Source organism: Anaerococcus marasmi (assembly GCF_900290195.1).
GTDB classification, from domain to species: domain Bacteria; phylum Bacillota; class Clostridia; order Tissierellales; family Peptoniphilaceae; genus Anaerococcus; species Anaerococcus marasmi.
Window position 1 is genome coordinate 1,240,684 of record NZ_OLMF01000004.1, and the last position, 20,891, is coordinate 1,261,574.

At 36.8% G+C, this 20,891-nt stretch carries 23 protein-coding genes, 1 pseudogene and 2 riboswitches; of the genes and pseudogenes, 2 read left to right on the forward strand and 22 right to left on the reverse strand.

Annotated features, from left to right (window positions below):
- Positions 1 to 13 precede the first annotated feature (13 nt).
- From C7D97_RS06495 to C7D97_RS06590, 20 genes are all read right to left on the reverse strand, one after another.
- Positions 14 to 1,285 carry a Glu/Leu/Phe/Val family dehydrogenase gene (locus C7D97_RS06495; RefSeq protein WP_105301264.1) on the reverse strand — a complete coding sequence of 424 codons (1,272 nt, stop codon included), beginning with the start codon at positions 1,283 to 1,285 and terminating at the stop codon, positions 14 to 16.
- A gap of 111 nt (positions 1,286 to 1,396) precedes the next feature.
- Positions 1,397 to 2,797, reverse strand: a complete 1,401-nt coding sequence (locus C7D97_RS06500; RefSeq protein ID WP_105301265.1) for a S41 family peptidase — start codon at positions 2,795 to 2,797, stop codon at positions 1,397 to 1,399.
- Positions 2,790 to 3,143, reverse strand: coding sequence for a hypothetical protein (locus C7D97_RS06505; protein WP_105301266.1), 354 nt, complete (start codon positions 3,141 to 3,143; stop codon positions 2,790 to 2,792). Before C7D97_RS06505 ends, C7D97_RS06500 begins: the two co-directional genes overlap by 8 nt.
- A gap of 1 nt (position 3,144) precedes the next feature.
- Positions 3,145 to 4,155 carry a tRNA (adenosine(37)-N6)-threonylcarbamoyltransferase complex transferase subunit TsaD gene (gene tsaD / locus C7D97_RS06510; RefSeq protein WP_105301267.1) on the reverse strand — a complete coding sequence of 337 codons (1,011 nt, stop codon included), beginning with the start codon at positions 4,153 to 4,155 and terminating at the stop codon, positions 3,145 to 3,147.
- The gene (gene rimI / locus C7D97_RS06515) at positions 4,148 to 4,588 is read right to left on the reverse strand and encodes a ribosomal protein S18-alanine N-acetyltransferase (protein WP_012803655.1); all 441 of its coding nucleotides are present in this window, start codon (positions 4,586 to 4,588) and stop codon (positions 4,148 to 4,150) included. The genes tsaD and rimI overlap by 8 nt, the downstream gene beginning before the upstream one ends.
- Positions 4,554 to 5,246, reverse strand: coding sequence for a tRNA (adenosine(37)-N6)-threonylcarbamoyltransferase complex dimerization subunit type 1 TsaB (tsaB, locus tag C7D97_RS06520; RefSeq protein WP_105301268.1), 693 nt, complete (start codon positions 5,244 to 5,246; stop codon positions 4,554 to 4,556). Before tsaB ends, rimI begins: the two co-directional genes overlap by 35 nt.
- Positions 5,227 to 5,673, reverse strand: a complete 447-nt coding sequence (tsaE, locus tag C7D97_RS06525) for a tRNA (adenosine(37)-N6)-threonylcarbamoyltransferase complex ATPase subunit type 1 TsaE (RefSeq protein ID WP_105301269.1) — start codon at positions 5,671 to 5,673, stop codon at positions 5,227 to 5,229. Before tsaE ends, tsaB begins: the two co-directional genes overlap by 20 nt.
- A gap of 81 nt (positions 5,674 to 5,754) precedes the next feature.
- Positions 5,755 to 6,351 (reverse strand): ECF transporter S component, encoded by a 597-nt coding sequence (locus tag C7D97_RS06530; protein WP_105301270.1) that lies wholly within the window; start codon positions 6,349 to 6,351, stop codon positions 5,755 to 5,757.
- A 59-nt stretch (positions 6,352 to 6,410) separates the two neighbouring features.
- A riboswitch (FMN riboswitch) is annotated at positions 6,411 to 6,526 on the reverse strand.
- A gap of 71 nt (positions 6,527 to 6,597) precedes the next feature.
- Positions 6,598 to 7,257, reverse strand: a complete 660-nt coding sequence (locus C7D97_RS06535) for a winged helix-turn-helix transcriptional regulator (RefSeq protein ID WP_105301271.1) — start codon at positions 7,255 to 7,257, stop codon at positions 6,598 to 6,600.
- A gap of 260 nt (positions 7,258 to 7,517) precedes the next feature.
- The gene (gpmA, locus tag C7D97_RS06540) at positions 7,518 to 8,207 is read right to left on the reverse strand and encodes a 2,3-diphosphoglycerate-dependent phosphoglycerate mutase (RefSeq protein ID WP_105301272.1); all 690 of its coding nucleotides are present in this window, start codon (positions 8,205 to 8,207) and stop codon (positions 7,518 to 7,520) included.
- The gene (gene mreB / locus C7D97_RS06545) at positions 8,207 to 9,256 is read right to left on the reverse strand and encodes a rod shape-determining protein (RefSeq protein WP_105301273.1); all 1,050 of its coding nucleotides are present in this window, start codon (positions 9,254 to 9,256) and stop codon (positions 8,207 to 8,209) included. Before mreB ends, gpmA begins: the two co-directional genes overlap by 1 nt.
- An 8-nt stretch (positions 9,257 to 9,264) precedes the next feature.
- Positions 9,265 to 10,434, reverse strand: coding sequence for a methionine adenosyltransferase (metK, locus tag C7D97_RS06550; RefSeq protein ID WP_105301274.1), 1,170 nt, complete (start codon positions 10,432 to 10,434; stop codon positions 9,265 to 9,267).
- A complete protein-coding gene (gene ispF / locus C7D97_RS06555) occupies positions 10,434 to 10,910 on the reverse strand; it encodes a 2-C-methyl-D-erythritol 2,4-cyclodiphosphate synthase (RefSeq protein WP_105301275.1) in 477 nt (158 codons plus the stop codon). The genes metK and ispF overlap by 1 nt, the downstream gene beginning before the upstream one ends.
- Complete coding sequence (ispD, locus tag C7D97_RS06560; protein ID WP_105301276.1) at positions 10,910 to 11,614, reverse strand: 2-C-methyl-D-erythritol 4-phosphate cytidylyltransferase; 705 nt, start codon at positions 11,612 to 11,614, stop codon at positions 10,910 to 10,912. The genes ispF and ispD overlap by 1 nt, the downstream gene beginning before the upstream one ends.
- The gene (locus tag C7D97_RS06565) at positions 11,607 to 12,710 is read right to left on the reverse strand and encodes a PIN/TRAM domain-containing protein (protein ID WP_105301277.1); all 1,104 of its coding nucleotides are present in this window, start codon (positions 12,708 to 12,710) and stop codon (positions 11,607 to 11,609) included. The genes ispD and C7D97_RS06565 overlap by 8 nt, the downstream gene beginning before the upstream one ends.
- Positions 12,711 to 12,720: 10 nt before the next feature.
- Entirely contained in the window at positions 12,721 to 13,200 is a 480-nt protein-coding gene (locus tag C7D97_RS06570; protein WP_105301278.1) for a CarD family transcriptional regulator, read from the reverse strand.
- A gap of 92 nt (positions 13,201 to 13,292) precedes the next feature.
- Entirely contained in the window at positions 13,293 to 14,192 is a 900-nt protein-coding gene (locus C7D97_RS06575; protein WP_105301279.1) for a diacylglycerol/lipid kinase family protein, read from the reverse strand.
- A gap of 166 nt (positions 14,193 to 14,358) precedes the next feature.
- The gene (locus C7D97_RS06580; RefSeq protein ID WP_105301280.1) at positions 14,359 to 15,123 is read right to left on the reverse strand and encodes a hypothetical protein; all 765 of its coding nucleotides are present in this window, start codon (positions 15,121 to 15,123) and stop codon (positions 14,359 to 14,361) included.
- Complete coding sequence (locus C7D97_RS06585; RefSeq protein WP_105301281.1) at positions 15,124 to 15,807, reverse strand: ABC transporter ATP-binding protein; 684 nt, start codon at positions 15,805 to 15,807, stop codon at positions 15,124 to 15,126.
- A complete protein-coding gene (locus tag C7D97_RS06590) occupies positions 15,794 to 16,165 on the reverse strand; it encodes a GntR family transcriptional regulator (RefSeq protein WP_105301282.1) in 372 nt (123 codons plus the stop codon). Before C7D97_RS06590 ends, C7D97_RS06585 begins: the two co-directional genes overlap by 14 nt.
- Before the next feature lie 131 nt (positions 16,166 to 16,296).
- Between C7D97_RS06590 and C7D97_RS10780 the strand changes: the two are divergent.
- Positions 16,297 to 17,058, forward strand: a pseudogene (locus C7D97_RS10780) (ABC transporter ATP-binding protein).
- A complete protein-coding gene (locus C7D97_RS06600; RefSeq protein WP_105301283.1) occupies positions 17,042 to 18,673 on the forward strand; it encodes a hypothetical protein in 1,632 nt (543 codons plus the stop codon). Before C7D97_RS10780 ends, C7D97_RS06600 begins: the two are co-directional and overlap by 17 nt.
- Before the next feature lie 53 nt (positions 18,674 to 18,726).
- Here C7D97_RS06600 and thiT read toward each other — a convergent pair whose 3' ends face one another.
- Positions 18,727 to 19,272 carry an energy-coupled thiamine transporter ThiT gene (gene thiT, locus C7D97_RS06605; protein ID WP_105301284.1) on the reverse strand — a complete coding sequence of 182 codons (546 nt, stop codon included), beginning with the start codon at positions 19,270 to 19,272 and terminating at the stop codon, positions 18,727 to 18,729.
- A 26-nt stretch (positions 19,273 to 19,298) separates the two neighbouring features.
- A riboswitch (TPP riboswitch) is annotated at positions 19,299 to 19,388 on the reverse strand.
- Between the two features lie 342 nt (positions 19,389 to 19,730).
- Positions 19,731 to 20,891, reverse strand: coding sequence for a YveK family protein (locus C7D97_RS06615; protein WP_105301286.1), 1,161 nt, complete (start codon positions 20,889 to 20,891; stop codon positions 19,731 to 19,733).

Here is a 20,891-nt window from a genome sequence, read left to right on the forward strand (position 1 = left end):
CTCCCTTATTAATTTAATATCTTCCTTTATACTTGAGGGCTTCTGCCATGGATTTGATTGCTACCATAAAGCTAGCCTCTCTCAAATCGACATTTTCTTCTTCCGCCATATCGAAGATTCTTTCAAATACCTTGAGTAAATCTCCCTCTTCTTTATCCTTAACCTTATCATAGTCAAAATAATATCCTATTTGGTTTTGGATCCATTCGTAATGACTTACTAAAACTCCACCAGAGTTGGCTAGGATATCTGGTATAAGGGTAACCCCCTTATCTTCTAGGATTTGTGCTGCAGCTGGGCTTGTTGGACCATTTGCCCCCTCTGATATGACCTCAGCCTTTATGGTCTTTGCAATTTTTTCTGTAATTACATTTTCTAGGGCACAAGGAAGTATTATATCTGTATCTAGGGCAAAGAAGTCTTCGTTACTAATCTTTCTAGAATCAGCATAGTCTAGGACTGAAGATCCACCTTCTCTTAATTTCCTTAATTCCTCCACATCTAGGCCATCTTCATTAATAATGGCAGAAGAACCTGAAGGAGCCTTACTATCACTTGCATTTACAGCGATTAGCCTTGCACCAAAGTCAGTCATGTACTTAGCAGCAAAGTAGCCTACATTACCAAAGCCTTGGCAAATAAATGTTTTTCCTTCAAGGCTCTCATCTTTTCTTTCGTAAGCATATTTTACTGCAAGGGCTACGCCAAAACCTGTCGCCTGATCTCTTGCAAAAGATCCTCCGAGGGCAAGAGGCTTACCTGTAAAGGTCGCAATATCTTCTTTGCCCTCATTTAGGGCTATATACTCATCGATGAAATATCCCATGATCTTGGCGTTTGTGTTTACATCAGGAGCTGGAATATCTATTCTACTTCCTAAATAATTATTAGTAGCACGGACAAAACCACGTGATAGGCTTTCGATTTCTCTTTCAGAAAGCTCTTTAGGATCTACAATGACACCACCCTTGCCACCTCCTAAAGGAAGTCCCAAAAGAGCAACCTTGATACTCATCATCATAGAAAGAGCTATTACTTCTTCTCTTGTAACATTTTTATCAAATCTTATCCCACCCTTGGATGGACCTAGGGCGGAAGAATGGGCTGACCTAAAGGCCTTGAAGACCCTTGTTTTGCCGTCATCCATCTTTACAGGAATAGCAACTTCTATAAGTCTTTCTGGCTCTTTTAATATTTCATAAACAGAAGAATCTAGCTTAAGCTTATCGCAAGCCTTCTTATATCTTTCTCTAGTAGCTTCTAATATATCTAATTTCTCACTCATTATTAGCTCCTTAATTTGTTTTCTATTAATAATAATACATACAGACTTATTACTAGTCAATTTCTAAAAACAAAAACTTCCAAGACAAATATTATAGTCCTGGAAGCTTCTTTACTCCTTAGCTCCTAATAGCTTTTCTATAGTAGTTAGGCTATCCCTGTAGGAATTTGAAATTATATCAGGAGCTGTTGGATTTTCCTCGTTGATTTTCCCTGCTGGATCATAGCCTAGGGTGTTGGTGTAGGTAAAGACAAGGCCTGAATTAGGCATTACAGAGTTAATCACTCCAAGAGTTATCCCATCTCCCCCAGTCTTATTTCCTATAAGGGTTGCTGTATTTGAATATTTCATAAAGTTAGCAAATCCTTCCGCCGCCGAAAATACATTCCCATCTACCAAAAGATACATAGACCCATCAAAGCCATAGTCCTTGCTTGAAGTGTCGGGATTTACTGTTATTATATCCTTCATGTAAAAGTCAAATCGCTTTAAGTCTTCTTCATTATCGAGTTTGATCGCCGATATATCCACATTAGAAAGTCTTTCAACATTGTAGCTATCGTCAGCAAACATAAGCTTTGCCTGGTTGGACTCTTTGAAAAACAGATTATTAGTTACAGACTTTGGCCCAGTGATAAGCTTTGGGAGGAGGAAGTTTTGCCAATATTCCATATTACCTCCGGCATTTCCCCTAATATCAATTGCAAGGGCCTTGTAGAGGTGTTTGTTTTTCAAGAATTCTTTTAGGACCTTGAGGTCTTCAGTATATTTCTCGCTTCCTGCCATAGATTTCACCCTAAGGATTGCTATATCATCGCTTGCTTCTTCGAATTCAAGATTACTAGTAGTATCCTTATCAAAAAAAGCAGATCTTCTTGAAAGACCCAAGGGACTTTCTACATCACTTTGGACACCATCTAGGCCGTACCTGTTTCTTACGACCTGCCTATTTAGATTTAAAAATTCATAATAAATCGAAGGCGACTTCCAGTTTTTTGAAAAATAGAGGAGGGTCTTTTCTACATAGGCCTTATCGGCAATTCCTGTATGATTATTCCTTAAATCTCCACAAATCTCCTCCATGACCTTTCTAAATTCTTCATCATTTTCGCATCCTTCTACCATCTTCTTGTATTTCTCGTAATTATTTAGAAAGTCGATATTGTGTTTTCTCTTCAAAACTCCAAAGAAGGGGTAATTGTTTTGAATTTGATTGAAGAAATAGTCGAAATCTTCTAATCTTTCTTCCTTGCTTAACTCTTTAGGTCTTTGTGCCTTTGGGACTTGAAGTCTTAGGGGCTCGTTAAGGTTTTTATACCACTTTAAGTATTCATCAACTGTAAAGCCTGTGATTTTGTCAGGGAAGAAACTACCGTCAGATAGGATGATCCCTGAGTTATCGTACTCTCTCATGGCCCTTTTACTTTTCATAGAATCAAGCCTTCTACCAACGCATGAAGTCATGAGAACTAAAGATAGGATGATAGTTGCAAGCTTTAATCTCTTATTCATCTAGAAATCCTCCATTTAACACCAAATCTCTCTTGTAGAGATCGTAGAGGAGGGGGATGTTTCCTATAGGATTTACCAGAGAATATATTATGATAAATACTATAATAAAGGAAAGTCTATTCTGCTCAAGTCTTCTGATAGAAGCTTGGCTATAGTTTTTATTTTTAAGGTTGGCGAAGGAAAATACAAGGGCAAAGACTCCAAAAACTATTTCAAAAATCTCCCTATAATAAATGCCGAAGGCAAGAACTCCTAAGCCTGCAAGAAAATACAAGAGGCTGCTTAATTTTACTAGCTTGTTGTATCTTTTTATGAGATTTCTTTCTCTCTTATTTCTCTTTCGCATATCATAATTCCAAATTCGGGTAGACTTTCATGAAATTATCGTCTACGACTCCGTTTTTATAATTTAAGTAACCTGCCATGGCAATCATAGCAGCATTGTCCGTGCACAAGATTACAGATGGATGGTAGAATTTGATTCCTTCTTTGTCGCATTCTTCCTTAAGTCTTTCCTTAAGCCTAGAGTTTGCAGCAACTCCCCCGCTTACGGCAAGAGTCTTAAGGCCTGTTTCTTTAAGAAGCATCATGGACTTATCTACCAAGACATCGACAACAGCTTCTTGAAAGCTTGCTGCAAGATCAGCCTTGTTTACTTCTTCGCCCCTTTGTTCAAGCTTGTGGGCGTAGTTTAGGACTGCTGTCTTAAGACCTGAGAAGGAAAAATCATAGGATCCCTTCTCAAGCATTACCCTAGGAAAGTCTATAGCGTCTTTATTGCCTTCTTTGGCCAGCTTATCGATCTTTGGGCCTCCTGGATAGCCGAGGCCAATTTTTCTTGCAACCTTATCGAAGGATTCTCCTGCTGCATCATCTAAAGTTTTTCCGATGACTTCATAGTCGGTATAGGAATTGACCTTACATAGGTAGGTATGACCTCCGGATACTACTAGACTTATGAAGGGAGGCTCTAGGTCCTTGTTTGATAAATAGTTGGCACAAATATGTCCTTGCATGTGATTGGCTCCAATCAAAGGAGTACCTGTAGCAAGGGATAGGCCCTTAGCTGCAGAAATCCCAACCAAGAGCGATCCCATAAGCCCTGGTCCCTTGGTTACAGATATAAGATCTATATCTTCATAGCTTAAGTTTGTATCGGCTAAGGCCTTCTCTATTAGGGGATTTATATCTTCGAGATGCTTTCTACTTGCAATCTCTGGCACAACTCCTCCGAAAAGTGCATGAATATCAATCTGTGATGATATCAAATTTACCAATACTTCTCTATCGTTTTTGAGAATCGCAACAGAACTATCGTCACAGCTTGTCTCGATTCCCATAGTATAAAAATCACTCATATAATTTCCTTTTCATATTGTAGGCATCTTCTCCTAGTTTCTGATAATAGTTTTTCCTGATACCATCTTTTTCAAAGCCAAACTTTTCGTAAAGTCCTATAGCCTTAAAGTTTTTGACAGAAACTTCTAGCCAAATTTCCCTAGCCCCACTCTCCTTACTTTTTTCTATAAGGTGGGATAGGAGTTCTTTACCAATACCACGCTTTCTGTAGTCTTCATCTACTGCTATGGTAAAGATTTCCACAAGGTCTAGGACCTTGCTCGCTATGTAAAAGCCCACTATCTGGCCATCTAGCTCATATACATAGTGGTTTAAGAACGAATTGGCAGTAAGCTCTTTTATAAGATTCTTCTTAGTCCATGGTTCAAAAAATGAAGCATTTTCAATCTCATAAACCCTATCGGCGTCCTTTATTTCCATCCTTCTTATCATTTTTAGCTAACTCTCTTTCTGCCTGACTGGCTCTAAGGTAGTTTGGAACAATCTCGTAAAGCTCTTTTTTCGGAAAATCTTCCTCTATAGCAATCTTTACCAGAGACCTTCCTATAGAATTATTGAAATTTAAAGGAAGACTTATAGCCTTATCAAACTTATCCTCATATTTTTCATTCAAAGTTCCGATAAGCTCAACTTCACAAGCTAAGTCATTTACCCTATTTGAAAAATCATCTATGGTGTATAAATCTTCCTTGATCACTTCATTAAAGTTTTCGTCAAACACTGCCGCATAGACCCTATTACCCCTGGCATCTATCATTGCTACCTTATATCTAGCTGATGATGAATTGTTAGCAAGGGCAAGGAGGGTCGATATAGCGATAAGATCCTTGCCTGTAGCTTGGGCTAGTGTCTTTGCTATAGTCATCCCTATCCTAAGGCCTGTAAAAGATCCTGGTCCCTTGCTAATAACGAACTTATCTATATCTCCTACCTTCATCCCCAAAAGATTTAATAAGGTCTCAATCATAGGAACCAAGGATTCGCTGTGAGTTTTCTGTTGGTTGACATTAAAATCTCCAATAATCTCCACCCCATCTGACACAGTTACGGTTGAGATCATTGTAGATGTATCAATTGCTAAAATATTCATTTATTTCACTTCCTCTAATTGACCCAGAGTCAATTGTAATCTCTCTCTCATTTTCGCCTAGTTTTTCTATCCTTATATCTATCATCTCGTCTGGCAAGTAAGGCCCTACATTTTCTGCCCACTCTAAGATTGTTATAGAATCTTCTGGATAGAAATACTCCTCGAAATCTATATCGAAGATATCTTCTGGCTCATCAAACCTATAAAGGTCCAAATGATAAATCTTCTTATCTCCCTCATAGATATTTACAATGGCAAAAGTAGGAGAAGAAGAGTCCTCTATGGCAAAGTACTCTGATATATAGGAAGTTAGAGTAGTCTTTCCCGCTCCCATATCTCCCTTAAGATTTATAACATCACCCTCTTTTAAAAGAGAGGCAAATTTATAAGCAAATTTTTTTAATTCTTCTAAGTTTTTAATAATCATAATTCCTCTTAGCTTCTATTATACTTAAGAAGACCCAATAAAAAAAGCCCAACCACAATGATTGAGCTTAAGAATCTCTTCTTATCTTCTTTTGATGATTGGGGAAACTCTTTTATATATTAATTCCGTTACAAAGCTTGCTACAAAACCTTTTACAATATTAAATGGTGCAATAGATAAGAGCATTAGGCTAAAGTAGCTTTTAACTAGACCATTTGTCTTAGCAGTCATTCCCACAAAGGCATTTAGGTCAAGGCCCATAACCTTAGCATAGGTTGGGAAAACTATAAAGGCGTTTGAAAGTGTAGCAACTGCAGTCATTGCAATAACTCCAAGAGCTAGTGAAAAGATAGCTGTCTTTTTAGTCTTTCTGTTTTTATAAATACTTGATGAAACATAGACAAAAACTGCTCCGACTATAAAGTTAGATAGCTCTCCAACTCCCCCTGTAGTAGTCTTGGTTAGATTTAAGATGTTTTTGATAAGTTGAATCAGAACACCATACCAAGGTCCCATAGCAAAGCCACCGATGAGGGCTGGCACATCAGCTAGGTCAACTTTCATAAAAGGTGGGGCTATTGGTATTGGAAACTGGATAAACATCAATACATAGGCAAAGGCTGCCAAGATACCAACTTTAACAACTGAGTTTAAACTAAATGTCTTACTTCTATTCATACTTCCTCCTTATGGGCAATAAAAAATGCCCGATATCAGGGCAAAAAAAGCAGATTACTATTAATCTTCTTTCATCCAGACTTTACTGTCGGTATTGGAATTGCACCAATTCAGTCAAATTGACTCGCGGACTTTACCGCCGGTTAAGGAATTTCACCTTTCCCTGAAGATATCGCTTAAGCGATTCTATTTAGTTTATTTCTTAGTTTTATCATACCTTGCAAAAAATCTTTTGCAAGAAAAATGCTATTCGTTTTCACACTTATCTAAAACCCACTTGTAGCCCTTCTTGCTTACGGTCTTTATCGGGTTGAGCTTTGCTTTTTTAAATTGACTTCTAATCTTTCTTATGTACTCTCTAACTGACCTTTCAGTCGTGTCAAAGCCTTTTTTGGCCATTTCTTCAACGATTTCTTCTTTACTTAGGATACTTCCCATATTTTTGATTAGAATTGAGCAAATCGCTATCTCGCTTTTGGTTAAATCTAGGATATCATTGCCAATCCTAAAGATCCCATTGTCCTCTTCGAGACTACAGATGCCCATGCTTATAATATTGGCCTCTCTAAGCTCTTCTACTTTCCTAAATACATCCTTAATAAACTCCTGTCTAGTAACAGAATGAATCACAAAGTCCTTATCTTCTATTTCTGCTTCGTAAGGATTTTTCTTATATCTTTCTGTTAGATATATAACAGGAATATTAGTCTTTTGTTTTATAAATTGTATAACTTGCAAGCACTTGTTGTGGGTCATATCGACTAAGATTAGATCGACTCCTTCTAGGTCCCTAAACAAGAGATCATCTACTGAATCGATTTTTTCTACAAGTACTTCGTTTTTATTAAAACGAGAATTAATAAGTGAGGATACCCCATTCTCATTTTCTACAGATAGAATCCTCATAATTTCCTCCATATCCAAGGATTAATTACAAAATAATAAAAGTGCAAACACGCACCTCTAGTGTTAATTTTACCACAAATTGTTACATTCTGCAAAAAACAGCAATTTGTTAAGTCTGATCCTATATAGTTAATACACTTTTCCTTTATCTATAAATTTAGGTACATAAAAAGGAGTCAATAACTCCCCTACTTAGACTTATTAAATAATATTAAACCTTGTCTAAAGAAGGGAGCTATCATCCTCCTTTATCTATCATCTTATAGATAATATTTTTTAACTACGTTTAGCTCATCATCTAGCTCGTAAACTAGTGGTTGACCTGTTGGGATTTCAAGACCCATGATGTCTTCGTCTGAGATTTTCTCTAGGTGTTTTGCTAGGGCTCTTAGGCTGTTTCCGTGAGCTGCAACTAGGACTGTTTCTCCATCAAGTAATTGAGGAGCGATGTGGTCGAAGTAGTAAGGAAGTACTCTATCAAGAGTTACTTTTAGGTTTTCAGCTGTTGGAACAACGTCAGCTGGTAGGTGCTTGAACATTGGAAGTTCAGCTTGTTTTTTAGCTTCTTCTTCGCTTAGTTCTGGTGGAAGTGTATCATAGCTTCTTCTCCAGATGTGAACTTGTTCATCTCCATATTTTTCAGCTGTTTCAGCCTTGTTTAATCCTTGAAGTGCTCCGTAGTGTCTTTCGTTTAGTCTCCAAGACTTTTCTACTGGAACAAACATTTGTCCTGAGTATTCTAGGGCATAGTTACAAGTTTTGATCGCTCTTGTTAGAACTGATGTGTGAGCATGGTCAAACATTATTCCTGCTTCTTTGATTTTTCTACCAGCTTCTTTAGCTTCTTCTTCCCCTTTTTCAGATAGGTTTACATCAACCCAACCTGTAAATTTGTTGGCAAGGTTCCATTCACTTTGGCCATGTCTTACTAGAACTAATTTTTTTGTCATTATCTTCTCCTTAATTTCTCGTCCATTTCTAACTCTTTTTGTTTGCCTTTTATGGCATCATTTCTCTCTTCATCTAGGGATTCCATCCAGTTTAGGGCCTTGGATGTACCTATGATAACACACTCTGTCGCATCGTCTGCTATTCTCGCTTCGATTTGAAGCTTTTCAGTAAGCCTTTGTCTAAGACCTAGAGTATAAGCTCCCCCACCTGTAAGGATGATCTCTCTGTCGTATATATCAGATTGAAGCTCTGGCGGTGTTACCTCTAATAGGTTTTTCACCCCATTTATAATCAAATCAATCTCAGGCCTTATTGCATCATAGATTTCTGCAACCGGAAGGAAGATTTTCTGTGGAAGCCCATTTGAAATTGACCTTCCTGTTACTTCTATAGATTGCTCGCTTCCTACAAGTCCTGCTTCGATTTTGATCTCTTCGGATTTACTATCCCCTATTAATATACCATATCTTTGTCTAATATAGTCTTTTATTTTCTTATCAAAGGAAAGTCCTGCTGTATTAACAGACTTACTAGCTACAACTTGGCCCATAGATATTACAGCTATATCACAAGTTCCGCCTCCGATATCTATCACAAGATTTCCTCCTGGATCGGTTATATCACATCCTGCTCCTATTGCTGCAGCTAAGGGCTCTTCTATAAGATAGGTCCTATGACTTCCTGCATTATCACTTGCCGCAAGGACTGCTCTTTTTTCAACCTGACTTGATTTTGAAGGAACACAGATTAATAGGTCTGGTTTGAGCAAGGCCTTCTTAACTGCCTTGTCCAAAAAATATTTTAGCATTCTTTCTGTAGCCTTAAAGTCAGAAATCACACCATCTTTCATAGGCATGATGGCCTTGATATTTCCTGGAGTTCTTCCGATAAGCTTTTTTGCCTCGCTACCTACCGCAAGTATTTCATCAGTCAATACATCTATCGCTATGACAGAAGGCTCTTCTAGAACTATTCCTTTGCCAGAGACATACACTAGGACAGAAGCAGTTCCTAAATCTATCGCTATAGATCTTCTTAGTCTTGCCATATCATCTCCTAGTATTTCTTTAATTGATCAATCTTATCGACTCTTTCCCAAGTGAAGTCATTATCATCTCTTCCAAAGTGACCGAAGGCTGCTGTCTTCTTGTAGATTGGTCTTCTAAGATCAAGTTTATCTATTATAGCTTGAGGTCTAAAGTCAAAGTTTTCTTTTACAATCTCTAGAAGCTTTTCGTCATCGTGTTTGCCTGTGCCAAAGCTATCTACATAGATTGATAGGGGTCTTGCAACTCCTATGGCATAGGATAGGCCGATTTCTAGCCTATCAGCAAGCCCTGCAGCAACCATATTTTTGGCTGCATATCTTGCCATGTAGGCTGCTGACCTATCTACCTTTGTTGGATCTTTCCCTGAGAAGGCTCCTCCGCCTGACTTAGAGTATCCACCGTAGGTATCTACTATTATTTTTCTTCCTGTAAGTCCGCTATCGCCCTTAGGTCCTCCGATTACAAACTTTCCAGTTGGATTTACGTAAATCTTTGTATTTTTATCCATTAAGGAAGAATCAATCACCTTATCAATCACTTCTCTTTTGATGTCTTCTTTGATTTTTTCTAAGGATACTTCTGGGCTATGTTGGGCTGAAATTACGATTGAATCAATTCTTTTGAGCACTCCATCATCGTATTCTACGGTTACTTGGCTCTTGCCATCTGGTCTTAGGTAAGAAAGAGTTCCATCACGTCTAACATCGCTTAGCTTTTTGGATAGCTTTTGGGCATATACTACTGATAGGGGAAGATATTCATCGCTTTCATTATCAGCATAACCAAATACCATTCCTTGATCTCCTGCCCCGATTTTATCGTAGTCTTCGTGACTTGTCTCATAATCTTGGGCTGAGTCCACTCCTTGGGCAATATCTGATGATTGCTCTATAAGAGAAGTTAGGACAGCTACGTTTGAATAATCAAAGCCTAGGCTTGGATCGTCGTAGCCGATTTCTTTTATGGTATCTCTTACGATTTTTTCTATTGGTGCGTAAGCTTCTGTTGAAATTTCTCCTACAACTAGGACAAGACCTGTTGTTGTTACTGTCTCACAAGCAACTCTTGAATTTTTATCTTGTTTTAGGCATTCATCTAAGATTGCATCGGAGATTTGATCGCATACCTTATCAGGATGTCCTTCTGTTACGGATTCACTTGTTATAAGTCTTTTCATTATTTCCTTCTTTCTAAAAGAACTACTGCGCGCGCTTCAATTCCCTCGCCCCTGCCAGTAAAGCCGAGCTTTTCGCTTGTTGAAGCCTTGACGCTAATATTATCTATATCGGTTTTTAAATGTTTTGCCAAAATTTTCCTGATGTCTTCTCTAATTGGGCTAATCTTCGGTCTCTCGCAGATTGTTACTGTATCAAGATTTCCAATCTCATATCCTTCTTCTTCCATAAGGGCTACTACCTTATCTAAAAGATCTATAGAGTAAATATCCTTATAGGCTGGATCTGTATCTGGAAATAAATTTCCTATATCAGGCTTAGCAAGAGCTCCTAGGATGGCATCCATAATAGCATGAGTTAGTACATCTGCATCAGAATGACCCAAAAGCCCAAGCTTATAATCAAGCTTGAGCCCTCCTAGGTATAGGTCCCTTCCCTCAACTAGTTTGTGAACATCATATCCAATTCCTATTCTCATTATACGTCCTTTTTCTTTTGAAGATATGCATTTGCAAAAATAATATCTTCTTGGGTTGTTATCTTAATATTCGAGTATTCTCCGTGAACTACCTTTACCTTCTCATCCCTATCGAAGAATTCAAATAGCTGGGAGTCATCCGTTACCTTAAATTCGCTAGCAAGATATTTCTCATACATGGCATATATAAGCTTTTTGTCAAAGGCTTGGGGAGTTTGGATGTTGTAGACATAGTCCCTATTGGGTGTAAAGTCTACGTACATATCATCATCGACAATCTTTACTGTATCCTTTGATTTGGTAGCAGTAATTACAGCCTTATTTTTCCTTAAAGCATTGATAGTCTTTAGGAAAAGTTCTTCGCTTGCAAAAGGTCTTACCCCATCATGAGTTAAGACCAATTCGCTTTTTGAATCAAGAGCTTTTAGACCTTCAAAGGTTGAAAGCTCCCTGGTTGTGCTACCATATACATATCTTATATTTTTATCATATTTTTCTAAAATATCTTTTATTATATTTTCGTCATCTTTTCTTATGACAAGTATTATCTCATCTATCTTTTTAATTTTTCTTACAGTATCTAGGGTGATTTCTAGGACTTTTCTCCCACCTACTTCTATATAGGGCTTATTTATCTTTGATTTCATCCTAAGTCCTGAGCCTGCTGCTGTAATTATTGCAGATAAAAATTTTCCATCAATCATTCTTATGCCTTACAAATATCATTCTTCCAGCGGATGTCTGAAGTACAGAAGTAACTGTAGCATCTATCGTCTGATCGATATACTTTATTCCGTCTTCAACAACAACCATAGTTCCATCATCTAGGTAGCCTACTCCTTGGTTTTTGCCCTTACCTTCCTTGATTACATCAATTCTCATAATCTCTCCAGGTATTACTACAGGCTTTAGGGCATTTGCCAAGTCATTTATATTTAATATAGGAATTCCCTGTACATCAGCTACCTTGTTTAGATTGTAGTCATTGGTAAAGACCTTACCGTTTAAGTCCATCGCAAGCTTTAAAAGCTTTGAATCTACCTCTTTTATATCCTTATAGTCTTTGTTTACGACTTTTAGCTTGATCTTGTTATTTTCCTTTATTTTATTTATAGTATCAAGGCCCCTTCTTCCCCTCTCTCTTTTAAGATCATCAGGGGAGTCGGCTATGTGTTGGAGCTCTTCTAGGACAAACTCACTTACTATAAGTTCTCCTTCAAGAAAGTCTGTTTCTATAATATCTAGGATTCTTCCGTCTATTATAACTGATGTATCGAGAATTTTAGGGCTTGCTGTACGTTTATTTCTCTCAAAGATAAAGGATTTGTTATCTCTAGTATCCCTATTTTCTTTTTTCTGAAATATTCCTAAGATATCTTCAGTATTATTCGATGCAACTCTCCATCCCAAATATCCTAAACCTATATATAATAAAATAGATAATAGCACAAAAATTAAATTTCCTACGTAAGGAATAGTTAGTTCGGTTAGGGGTTTGGTCACCAAGGCTGCTATCAAAAATCCTAATATAGCTCCTACAATTCCAACAATCAGTTTATTAGCCGGGACTTTCTTCAAGTTTTCTTCAAATAAGTTAAAGCCTTCTGAAAATTTTCCTGAAAATTTGTCAGTCAGCATATAAAAAACTAATGCCCCCAATAAAGCTGCGGCAATATGAGCAAAAATCTTTACAAAGCCGGCGCCTGGTAAAAATCCCGTGCCGGCATTTATAAGTCTTAAAATCACAATGCCAAGAACAGCTCCGATTATTGAAAGCACTAATCGAATTATTCTTTTCATTTACTTCTCCTTAGAGTCCTATAGACTCATCTATCATCGCTTCCGCTTCTTCTTTCTTTAGAGAACCTGCCATTACTAGCTCGCTTGCAAGAATCCTCCTAGACCTGTTTAAAAGTTTCTTTTCTGTAGTAGAAAGTCCCTTGTCATTGTCAAGGATAGCGAGATTTCTTACCATCTTGGCTATTTCAAAAATATCTCCGGTCTTTAGGATCTCTTGGTTTTGTCTATATCTTACAGTCCAATTATTGCTCATATCACTAGGGTCGTCATCGAGGATTTTAAGCACCTCATCTCCTTCTTCCTTAGTGATTACATCTCTTATGTTCATCTCATTGATTTTATTTGTAGGTATTGATATATCCATATCTCCTATTGGCATTTTTAGGATGAAATAATCCTTTACTTCTCCCAAAAACTCCTTCTTCTCAATTGAGTCTATGGTACCTGCCCCATGCATTGGGTATACGATCTTATCGCCGATTTTAAACATTTTTACCTCCTAGGTCCTCTATTATATTATAACCTATTTGGCTCTTTTAGTAAATGCTAGACTGAATAGTATATCACAATGACCTAGCTCTTTCAATCATTTAGTCCATTTTTTATCGTAATTCTCTTATTTAAAATCTCGATTTTTGCATCAGTGCTTGATCCACCATATTCTCCATCCAAGGACCAGGATATTTCTCTATCAGTTACTACCCTAAAGGACTTAGCTTGGCGCATTATCACCATTTCGTTTTCCTTCTTGTTAGTAAGAGAGTTTATGATTTTGTTAATCTCTGCTATATTATTTGGCTTTTTGATCATTGTAAGCTCAAATATTCCATCATCAAGACCTACATTATCTCCCAAAATATTAGTAAAACCACCCACAGAGTAGGAGTTGGTTACCATAAAGTGAACGAAATCTCCCTCTATTTCTTCTCCATCAAGTTCTACTTTAACTTTATTTGCTTCCATTGTTTGAAATGGGAGTGCCTTTTTTAGGCCTTCGAAGACATAGGCGCTCCTACCGAAGATATTTTTAAGGTCTTGGTCTGTATTGAAGGAAATATCAGATATGGTCCCAAAAGCTGCTACATAAACAAAGTACTTATCGTCAATTTGTCCCACATCTATTGCCTTTATTTTATCACTAATTGCAAGCTTACTTGCTTCTTTTATGTCTAGAGGAATATTAAGAGACTTGGCAAAGTCATTGGTAGAGCCTGTTGGGATATAAGCAAATCTAGGACTAATTCCCGCCTTAACCGCACCAGATATGGATTCATCAAGGGTGCCGTCTCCACCAGATACTACGATTCTTTCAAACTTATGGCCAATTTCTCCTACAATTTTTCTACAATCGCCACTTGCTTGTGTTGCATATATTGTTACAAGATATCCATTTTCGCTAAAATAATCCACTATCCAGCTTATGTAATCGCTTATGGTCTGCTGACCTGAATTAGGATTATATATAAATAACAATTCCTTCATTTTTATCTCCTTGATACGATTAATCTTAAGGATAATCTTACTTTCTTTTAGCTATTTTTAAAGCTTAATCCTATCAATTATTAGTTTATTATAAAATAAAAGCCTCCTACAAAAATAATAATCAAACGATTAGAATTTTGTAAGAGACCTTATAATATTTTTATAATTATTCTACAGAAAGCTTTTTCTTGTGGAAGTAATTTGTGGCAAGATAGATCACTACAAGCTCTATGATAAATACTCCTACAAATATATAATTTGTATCTACGAAGTTTATAGTCATATTAGGATTTTCTACTATAGTCCTATCTACTGCGAAGCGAGCAAGCATTCTTATTTGGATAAAGCTTTCTAAGGCAAAAAGTATGACTCCGACAACAACTGGACCAAGCTTTCCTAGCTTTTTGAAATAATAAGAATTACCAATACTGTTAGCAGCCATCATAGTTAAACTAAGCATTAGTCCAAAGCCAAGCAAAGCCAGTAAAACTTTTAGTATATCTAGATATAGGTCTGGGCTAAGCTCTCCCAAAAGCCTTCCAAATTCCCTAAAGAAATCTACTAAGTCAAAATCTGATGGCAGAACCAAGGAGATGTTAAAAAGATAGCTTAGGCTAGTAAAAATCCCTAAGATTATATAGTTTAATAATCTCGTTAGGGTAATTTTATTAGAACTTATAGGATAGCTTGAGTAAAGGGCTGCATATTTTCCATAAAATCTATTGTGATCATTTCCTACGAGGATTACAAGGGCAATAAGTGGCCCTGCCATTAGAATGATTGTAGCTATAACTGTGATTATATCGAAACCTACAAGTCCTGTAAAATGGCTTAGGGAAAGTCCTGCAAAGGCTCCTATAAGGGGAATAAATAACCAAGGAAGGATTGCAAAAAAGTCTTCTTTCATTATTTGTTTGAGTAAGTTTTTCATCTAGATTACCTCCGTAAAGTATTCTTCGACACCCATATTTTTCTTCTCTCTGATATCGTCTACTCTTTCATTTACTATGATTTTTGCTTGATCAATAAAGATTGCCCTGTCGAGGACTTTTTCTATTTCACCTATGAGGTGGGTAGAGATTAATAAGATTCCTTCATAGTCGAAATTATCAATTATAGTTTGAAGGATGACCTTCCTAGATTTTGGGTCAATCCCACTCATTGGCTCATCCAAAAGATAGACTTGGCTTTTCCTTGAAAGGCTTAGAGCGATTTGAATCTTCTCTTTCATTCCCTTGGAACATTCCTTAATCTTTAGATTCTTATCAATGCCGAAACCTTCAATTAAATTCATGAATTTTTCTTCTTTAAAGTCGCTAAAGAAATTTCCATATAGCTTTCCAAGTTTTTTAATTTTGAAGGATGGGTCAACTGGCAAGTGATCTGGCTGATAGGAGACGTATTTATTTGTCACATCTCCTGGATTTTTCCCATTAATCTTAACCAGTCCCGTATAGTTTCTCTCAAGACCTGAAAGTATCCTAAGTAGGCTTGTTTTTCCAGATCCATTTTCACCGAGAAGTCCTACAATCTCCCCATTTTCTAAATTCAAATTTACATGATCTAGGACTGCGCGTCCTCCATAAATCATAGTTAAGTCCTTAATTTCTATCATAATCTTCCTCCCAATATTTCTTAAGTAATTTTATCGATTCGTCCTTTCCTAGATTCAGATTGACCGAACCTGTAATAAAGTCATCGGCCAATTGGTTAAAGGCCTTGTTGGATAACTTATCAATTGACGAATTATCTTCTGTTACAAATCTTCCAGCGGTCCTCTTGCTTAGGCAAAGACCTTCCCTTTCTAGCTCCTGAAGAGCCCTTTGGACCGTATTGGGATTTACCTCATAAATCTTGGCCAAATCCCTTACTGGAAGGATCTTCTCTCCAGCCTTCCAATCTCCTACAGATATCTTAATTTTGAAATCTTCGAGTAATTGGAGGTAAATGGGTCTATTGTTATCAAATTCCATCTCAGCTCCTTTTTGTATCATTGTATTATTATCTTAGTACAATAATACCACCTCTAGTAGATTTCTGCAAATATTTTTTAGACTTTTGCTCCCCCCATTTTTCTGTTATAATTATCAAAAAGGAGGCGATTATGAAATTAATTATATATGGTCTAAGTAAGACCTTTGCTAAAAAGGAAGTCCTAAAGGATGTATCCTACACTTTCGATCAGGGAGAAGTCTATGCCCTTTTGGGCAGAAACGGAGCTGGTAAGACTACTCTTTTTAAGCTAATTAACGAGTCTTTAGACAAAGATTCGGGAGAGGTTCTCTTGGAAGAAGACGGGAAGAGAAATCCAATCGACTTTAAGGATGTGTTTTTTATGGTAAGCGAACCAGAACTTCCTAAGTTTCTTACAGGAAGATAGTTTATTAGTTTTTTCATAGAAGCAAATCGAGAAAATATAAAGAATCTTAAAAACATTGACGAATATCTAGAAATAGTGGAGCTCGATAAGGATGATTCAAATAGGCTAATCCAGGATTACTCAACAGGTATGAAAAACAAACTCCAGATGCTAATGTTTCTAATCCTAAAGCCAAAAGTGATACTCATGGACGAGCCTCTCACAAGTCTCGATGTAGTAATACAACTTCAGATGAAAAGAATTATTAGACAAATACATAAGGACCACATTATAATATTTTCAACCCATATCCTCCAACTCGCCAAGGATATATGTGACAAAATCGTCCTTCTTCACGAAAAGAGCTTACACACAGTTGATAGCCTAATCAAAGATGATCCGGACTTTGAAGATACAATCATAAACCTCTTGTCAGGAAAGGCTCTAGATGAAGATATCAGGGCTATAGAAGAAAACTTAGGAGAGGGCCATGAACAAGAGTCTTAGAACTTTCTCTATAATACAAAAAATAAGTCTAGCCAAAACAATAAACGGTATAGTTTACTTTTTTAGGAAGATTCCTATACTTGGAAGATTTTTAGGAGATAAATATAGGTTTTACGAATTAAAACAGATAGTTTTTTTCTTATATCCCATATTTGCCATAATCTGGCAAATAATCAAATCCGCCATGGTCTTTGCCATCACTTTCCTTTGGATGATCTATGCAAATAAACTCTTTGGGAAAGTATTTCGTGCTGAAGAATTATTAGCTGGTAAAATCGGCGCCTTGAGCTTAAATCAGTATACAGCATCCTTATTAGTGCCTTGCTTTATCTATATATCCTTTGCTATTTTTAGGAATATGATAGTGGATAATGGAAATTCCATCTATGAGCTATTTACAAATTTCGCCTTTGACGCCAAGGAAATCGCCAAGGCCCATCTCTATTACATACCTATTTTAAGATTTGTAGGAAGAAGCTTGGTCTTTGTCTTTGCCTTTAAGTTTTTGGCTGATGTGCCTATCATAGATACACTCGCCATGTCTCTTGCCATACTTATGACGGAGCTTTCCGCATCGATATTTTGGCTAAGATATCTTAAAGATAAGGAAAAATCAATCCTAGATAGCGGCTTTATCCAATTAGCTGTAGGCCTTATCCTAAGCCTTATCCTCTATGTCCTTGTAAGCTTTTTTAAGATTCCTAGTAGGGTAAGTTCATTTAGCTTCCTTATTCTATCCATAATAGCCTTCATACCAGCCTATAAGTACATGAAAAACTTTAACTCTTACGGGAAAATTATAGAAAAGGCAGCAAGAAAATACCAAATAGCCCTAGATACTGTGGCGGATAATGCAGCAAATCCCCTAAAAATAAAGGAAAAAGATATAGGAAAGAGAAAAGTAAAAGGAGAAAGCTTCGCCTATCTCAACCAAGTATTTTTCTTAAGGCACAGAAGGATTATCAGAAAGCCGATTCTTATTAAAAGTACGATTCTTTTGCTAATAAGTCTGGTTATTTCAGCCTATATGCATGTAAAAGGCTTCGATCTAAACGGAAATATTGATGAGATTTCTACCTTCCTCATACCCCTAGTTATGTATATACTCCTAAAACAAGATAATATCCTAAGGAGCATGTATCTTAATTGCGATAAGGGACTTATGCCATACGGCTTCTATAGGGAGGGGAAGAATGTACTCGCCATGTACAAGGAAAGATTTAAGTCCCTACTTAAAATTATGGCCATCCCAAGCCTTGCTCTGGCAGTTAGTTATTTAATACTTGCAAGTTTTGATGGAACTCTTAGTCTTAAGCAAAAAGCTTTAAGCCTAGTATACATCGCTCTTCTAGCCTTGTTTTTCGTAAGCCTTCCCCTTATGGAATACTATCTCCTAAGCCCCTTCAACCAGGAAGGTCAGAAGACAGGCAAGGCTGTTATCCTAATAGATTATCTAATCTATGCAGCTGTGTTTTTCGTTCTTCCCCAAGTTACAAGCAAGATTTCTTATGGAGTCTTTCTCATAAGTATCTCCATTTTTATAATTTGTTTTGTAATAATAAGCCAAATCCTAGTATACAGACTCGCCCCAAGGACCTTTAAGGTTAGAAACTAAGACAAAAGCCCCTCAATTCATAGAAAGAATTGAGGGGCTTCCACTTTAAAATATTATATTCTTTGTAGGTCCTTTGTTATTACATTTCTTAGTAGATAGATAATTATTACAGTGATAATAAATTCTACTACTAAATAGCTTGCGTTGTAGATTATAGAGTAAACCCAAGGGTTTTGTCCTTCTGGAGCATAGGATGCAAAAAATATTGCACCAGTTAGGGTGTGGGCAATCATCCTTAGGACGATTCCTAGGCTTGCTCCTGCAAGGACTGGTTTAATGCTTTTGTTTTTCTCAAACTCAGCTGAGAATATTCCAGCAAGTCCCAATACTCCAAAAGCTACCGGGTAATCCAAGATAGCTTGGATTGGGTGAAAGATTGATCCACCAAATAGCATTTGAACCAAACCATAAACCGCTCCTACAATAATACCCGGAAGAGAGCCATGTCTTAGGGCAAATATGATTATAGGAATCATCTCACCTGCTGTAACAGAGCCTCCTTGGGGCATTGAAAATAGCTTAATATATCCTAATACGAAGGATAGGGCTATACAAAGTCCACCTTCTACTAACATCTTTACTGTCCAATTTTTCTTCATTAAAAAATACCTCCTTAACACAATGTCAGCGAGGTATAACAGCTTTCCTACGCCAGCATTACCTGGATCAGGTTAAGGGTCTTATCTCAGCCTTTAGGGCACCCCTAGTGTTTATCTATATAATATTGTTTTTTTATTTATTTGCAAATTAAAAGTCAGAAAGCTTAGACTTTTCGATGTAGGAAATGTTGCCATTAAAATCAATTAAGGCAAATTTCTCGTCTGTTGGATCGATCATCTTTACGACAGATCCCTTATCTAGCGTGTCAACTATAACATCACCATCTTTATCCCCATAGAGATTGGAATCTTCATTTACTAGATAACTAAGCTCAGGACTTAGGTCACTTTCCTTCTCTCTATAAGTTCTTTGTCTAATCTCTATATCTTGTTTTTGGTAGGGCTTATCCTTTTTACAAGAAGTAAGAAGTATCAGGCTAAGCCCTAGTATTAATTTTCTATTTATCGTAAATCACTCCCAAAATCTTACATCCCATATCTTCTATGGAATTGATCTTTCTTACTAATTCTTCTCTTCCTATGTGTGGGTCGTTAGCAACAACTATCCTATAATCCTCATATCTTAAGCCTACCATAGCTTCCAAGCTATCAAGGCTTGATTCATTGATTAAAACATAGTTGTAGGTATCTCTTAGCTCGTAAATCTTATCTTCAAATACGTAAGAATCTAAAATATCCAGAGATTTTTCTCTTAGTTTGATAAAATCCACTCCCTTATATCTGATTAATTTGATATCTTCTTCGTTTGACTCGTACTTTTTGTCTACCACTTTATTTTCTGCCAAAGAATCGATAAGGCAAAGTCCGAAGGATGTAGACATGGCGAGGGCTAGTTTTTCAGTAAAGTCATAGGTGGATTTTTTAGGATTTAGGGAAGTTATTCCAATAACTGAGTTTTCTGTAAGATAGTCTATACTTGCCTTCGTCTTATAGATTGCTGTCTTAGAATCTTTAGTAAGGTCTCCCAAAACTCTAATGCCCAAATCTTCTATATCTTTCGCATCTCTTATTTTATCTGAAAGAATTTCCTTTATTATAGTTATAAGAATCCCCAGAAGAGCTCCAGCGACAAGGCCTAAGATGGAAAATATGATTCCCTTAATCTTTGAAGGAGCGTCAACCTTGGTCTTTTGAAGATATTCTATATTATCCATATTTAAGAAGTTTAGGGCATAGGTCCTGAACTCTTCTGTAACCAATGTTAGGGTGTCGCTTGCCCTGTCTTCATTCGTATCTGTATAGGTAAAAGATATTACTCCACCTTGAGGGTTAACCTCATAATCAAGATTTGATTTTATATCTTCTGGATCATAATCTTGGCCTAGTTTTTTGCTTACAGCTTCATATAAATCGCTTGATTCTAAGAAATTGCTGTAAATATTAGCAAGCTTCTCATTTAATATTATGTTGTTATAACTTATAGCATCATCCTTATTTTCTCCAGTAACCATGAGCATGGATGTAGCCTCAAAGTTTTTAGAATCCTTAATCAAAGTCTTAGATAAGACTAGGCCAAAAACAAGAAGGGCCGGGATTATTATAAGTAAGATATTTCGTTTTGCTTGTTTAAGTAAATGTTCTGTAGTAATTTTTCTCAT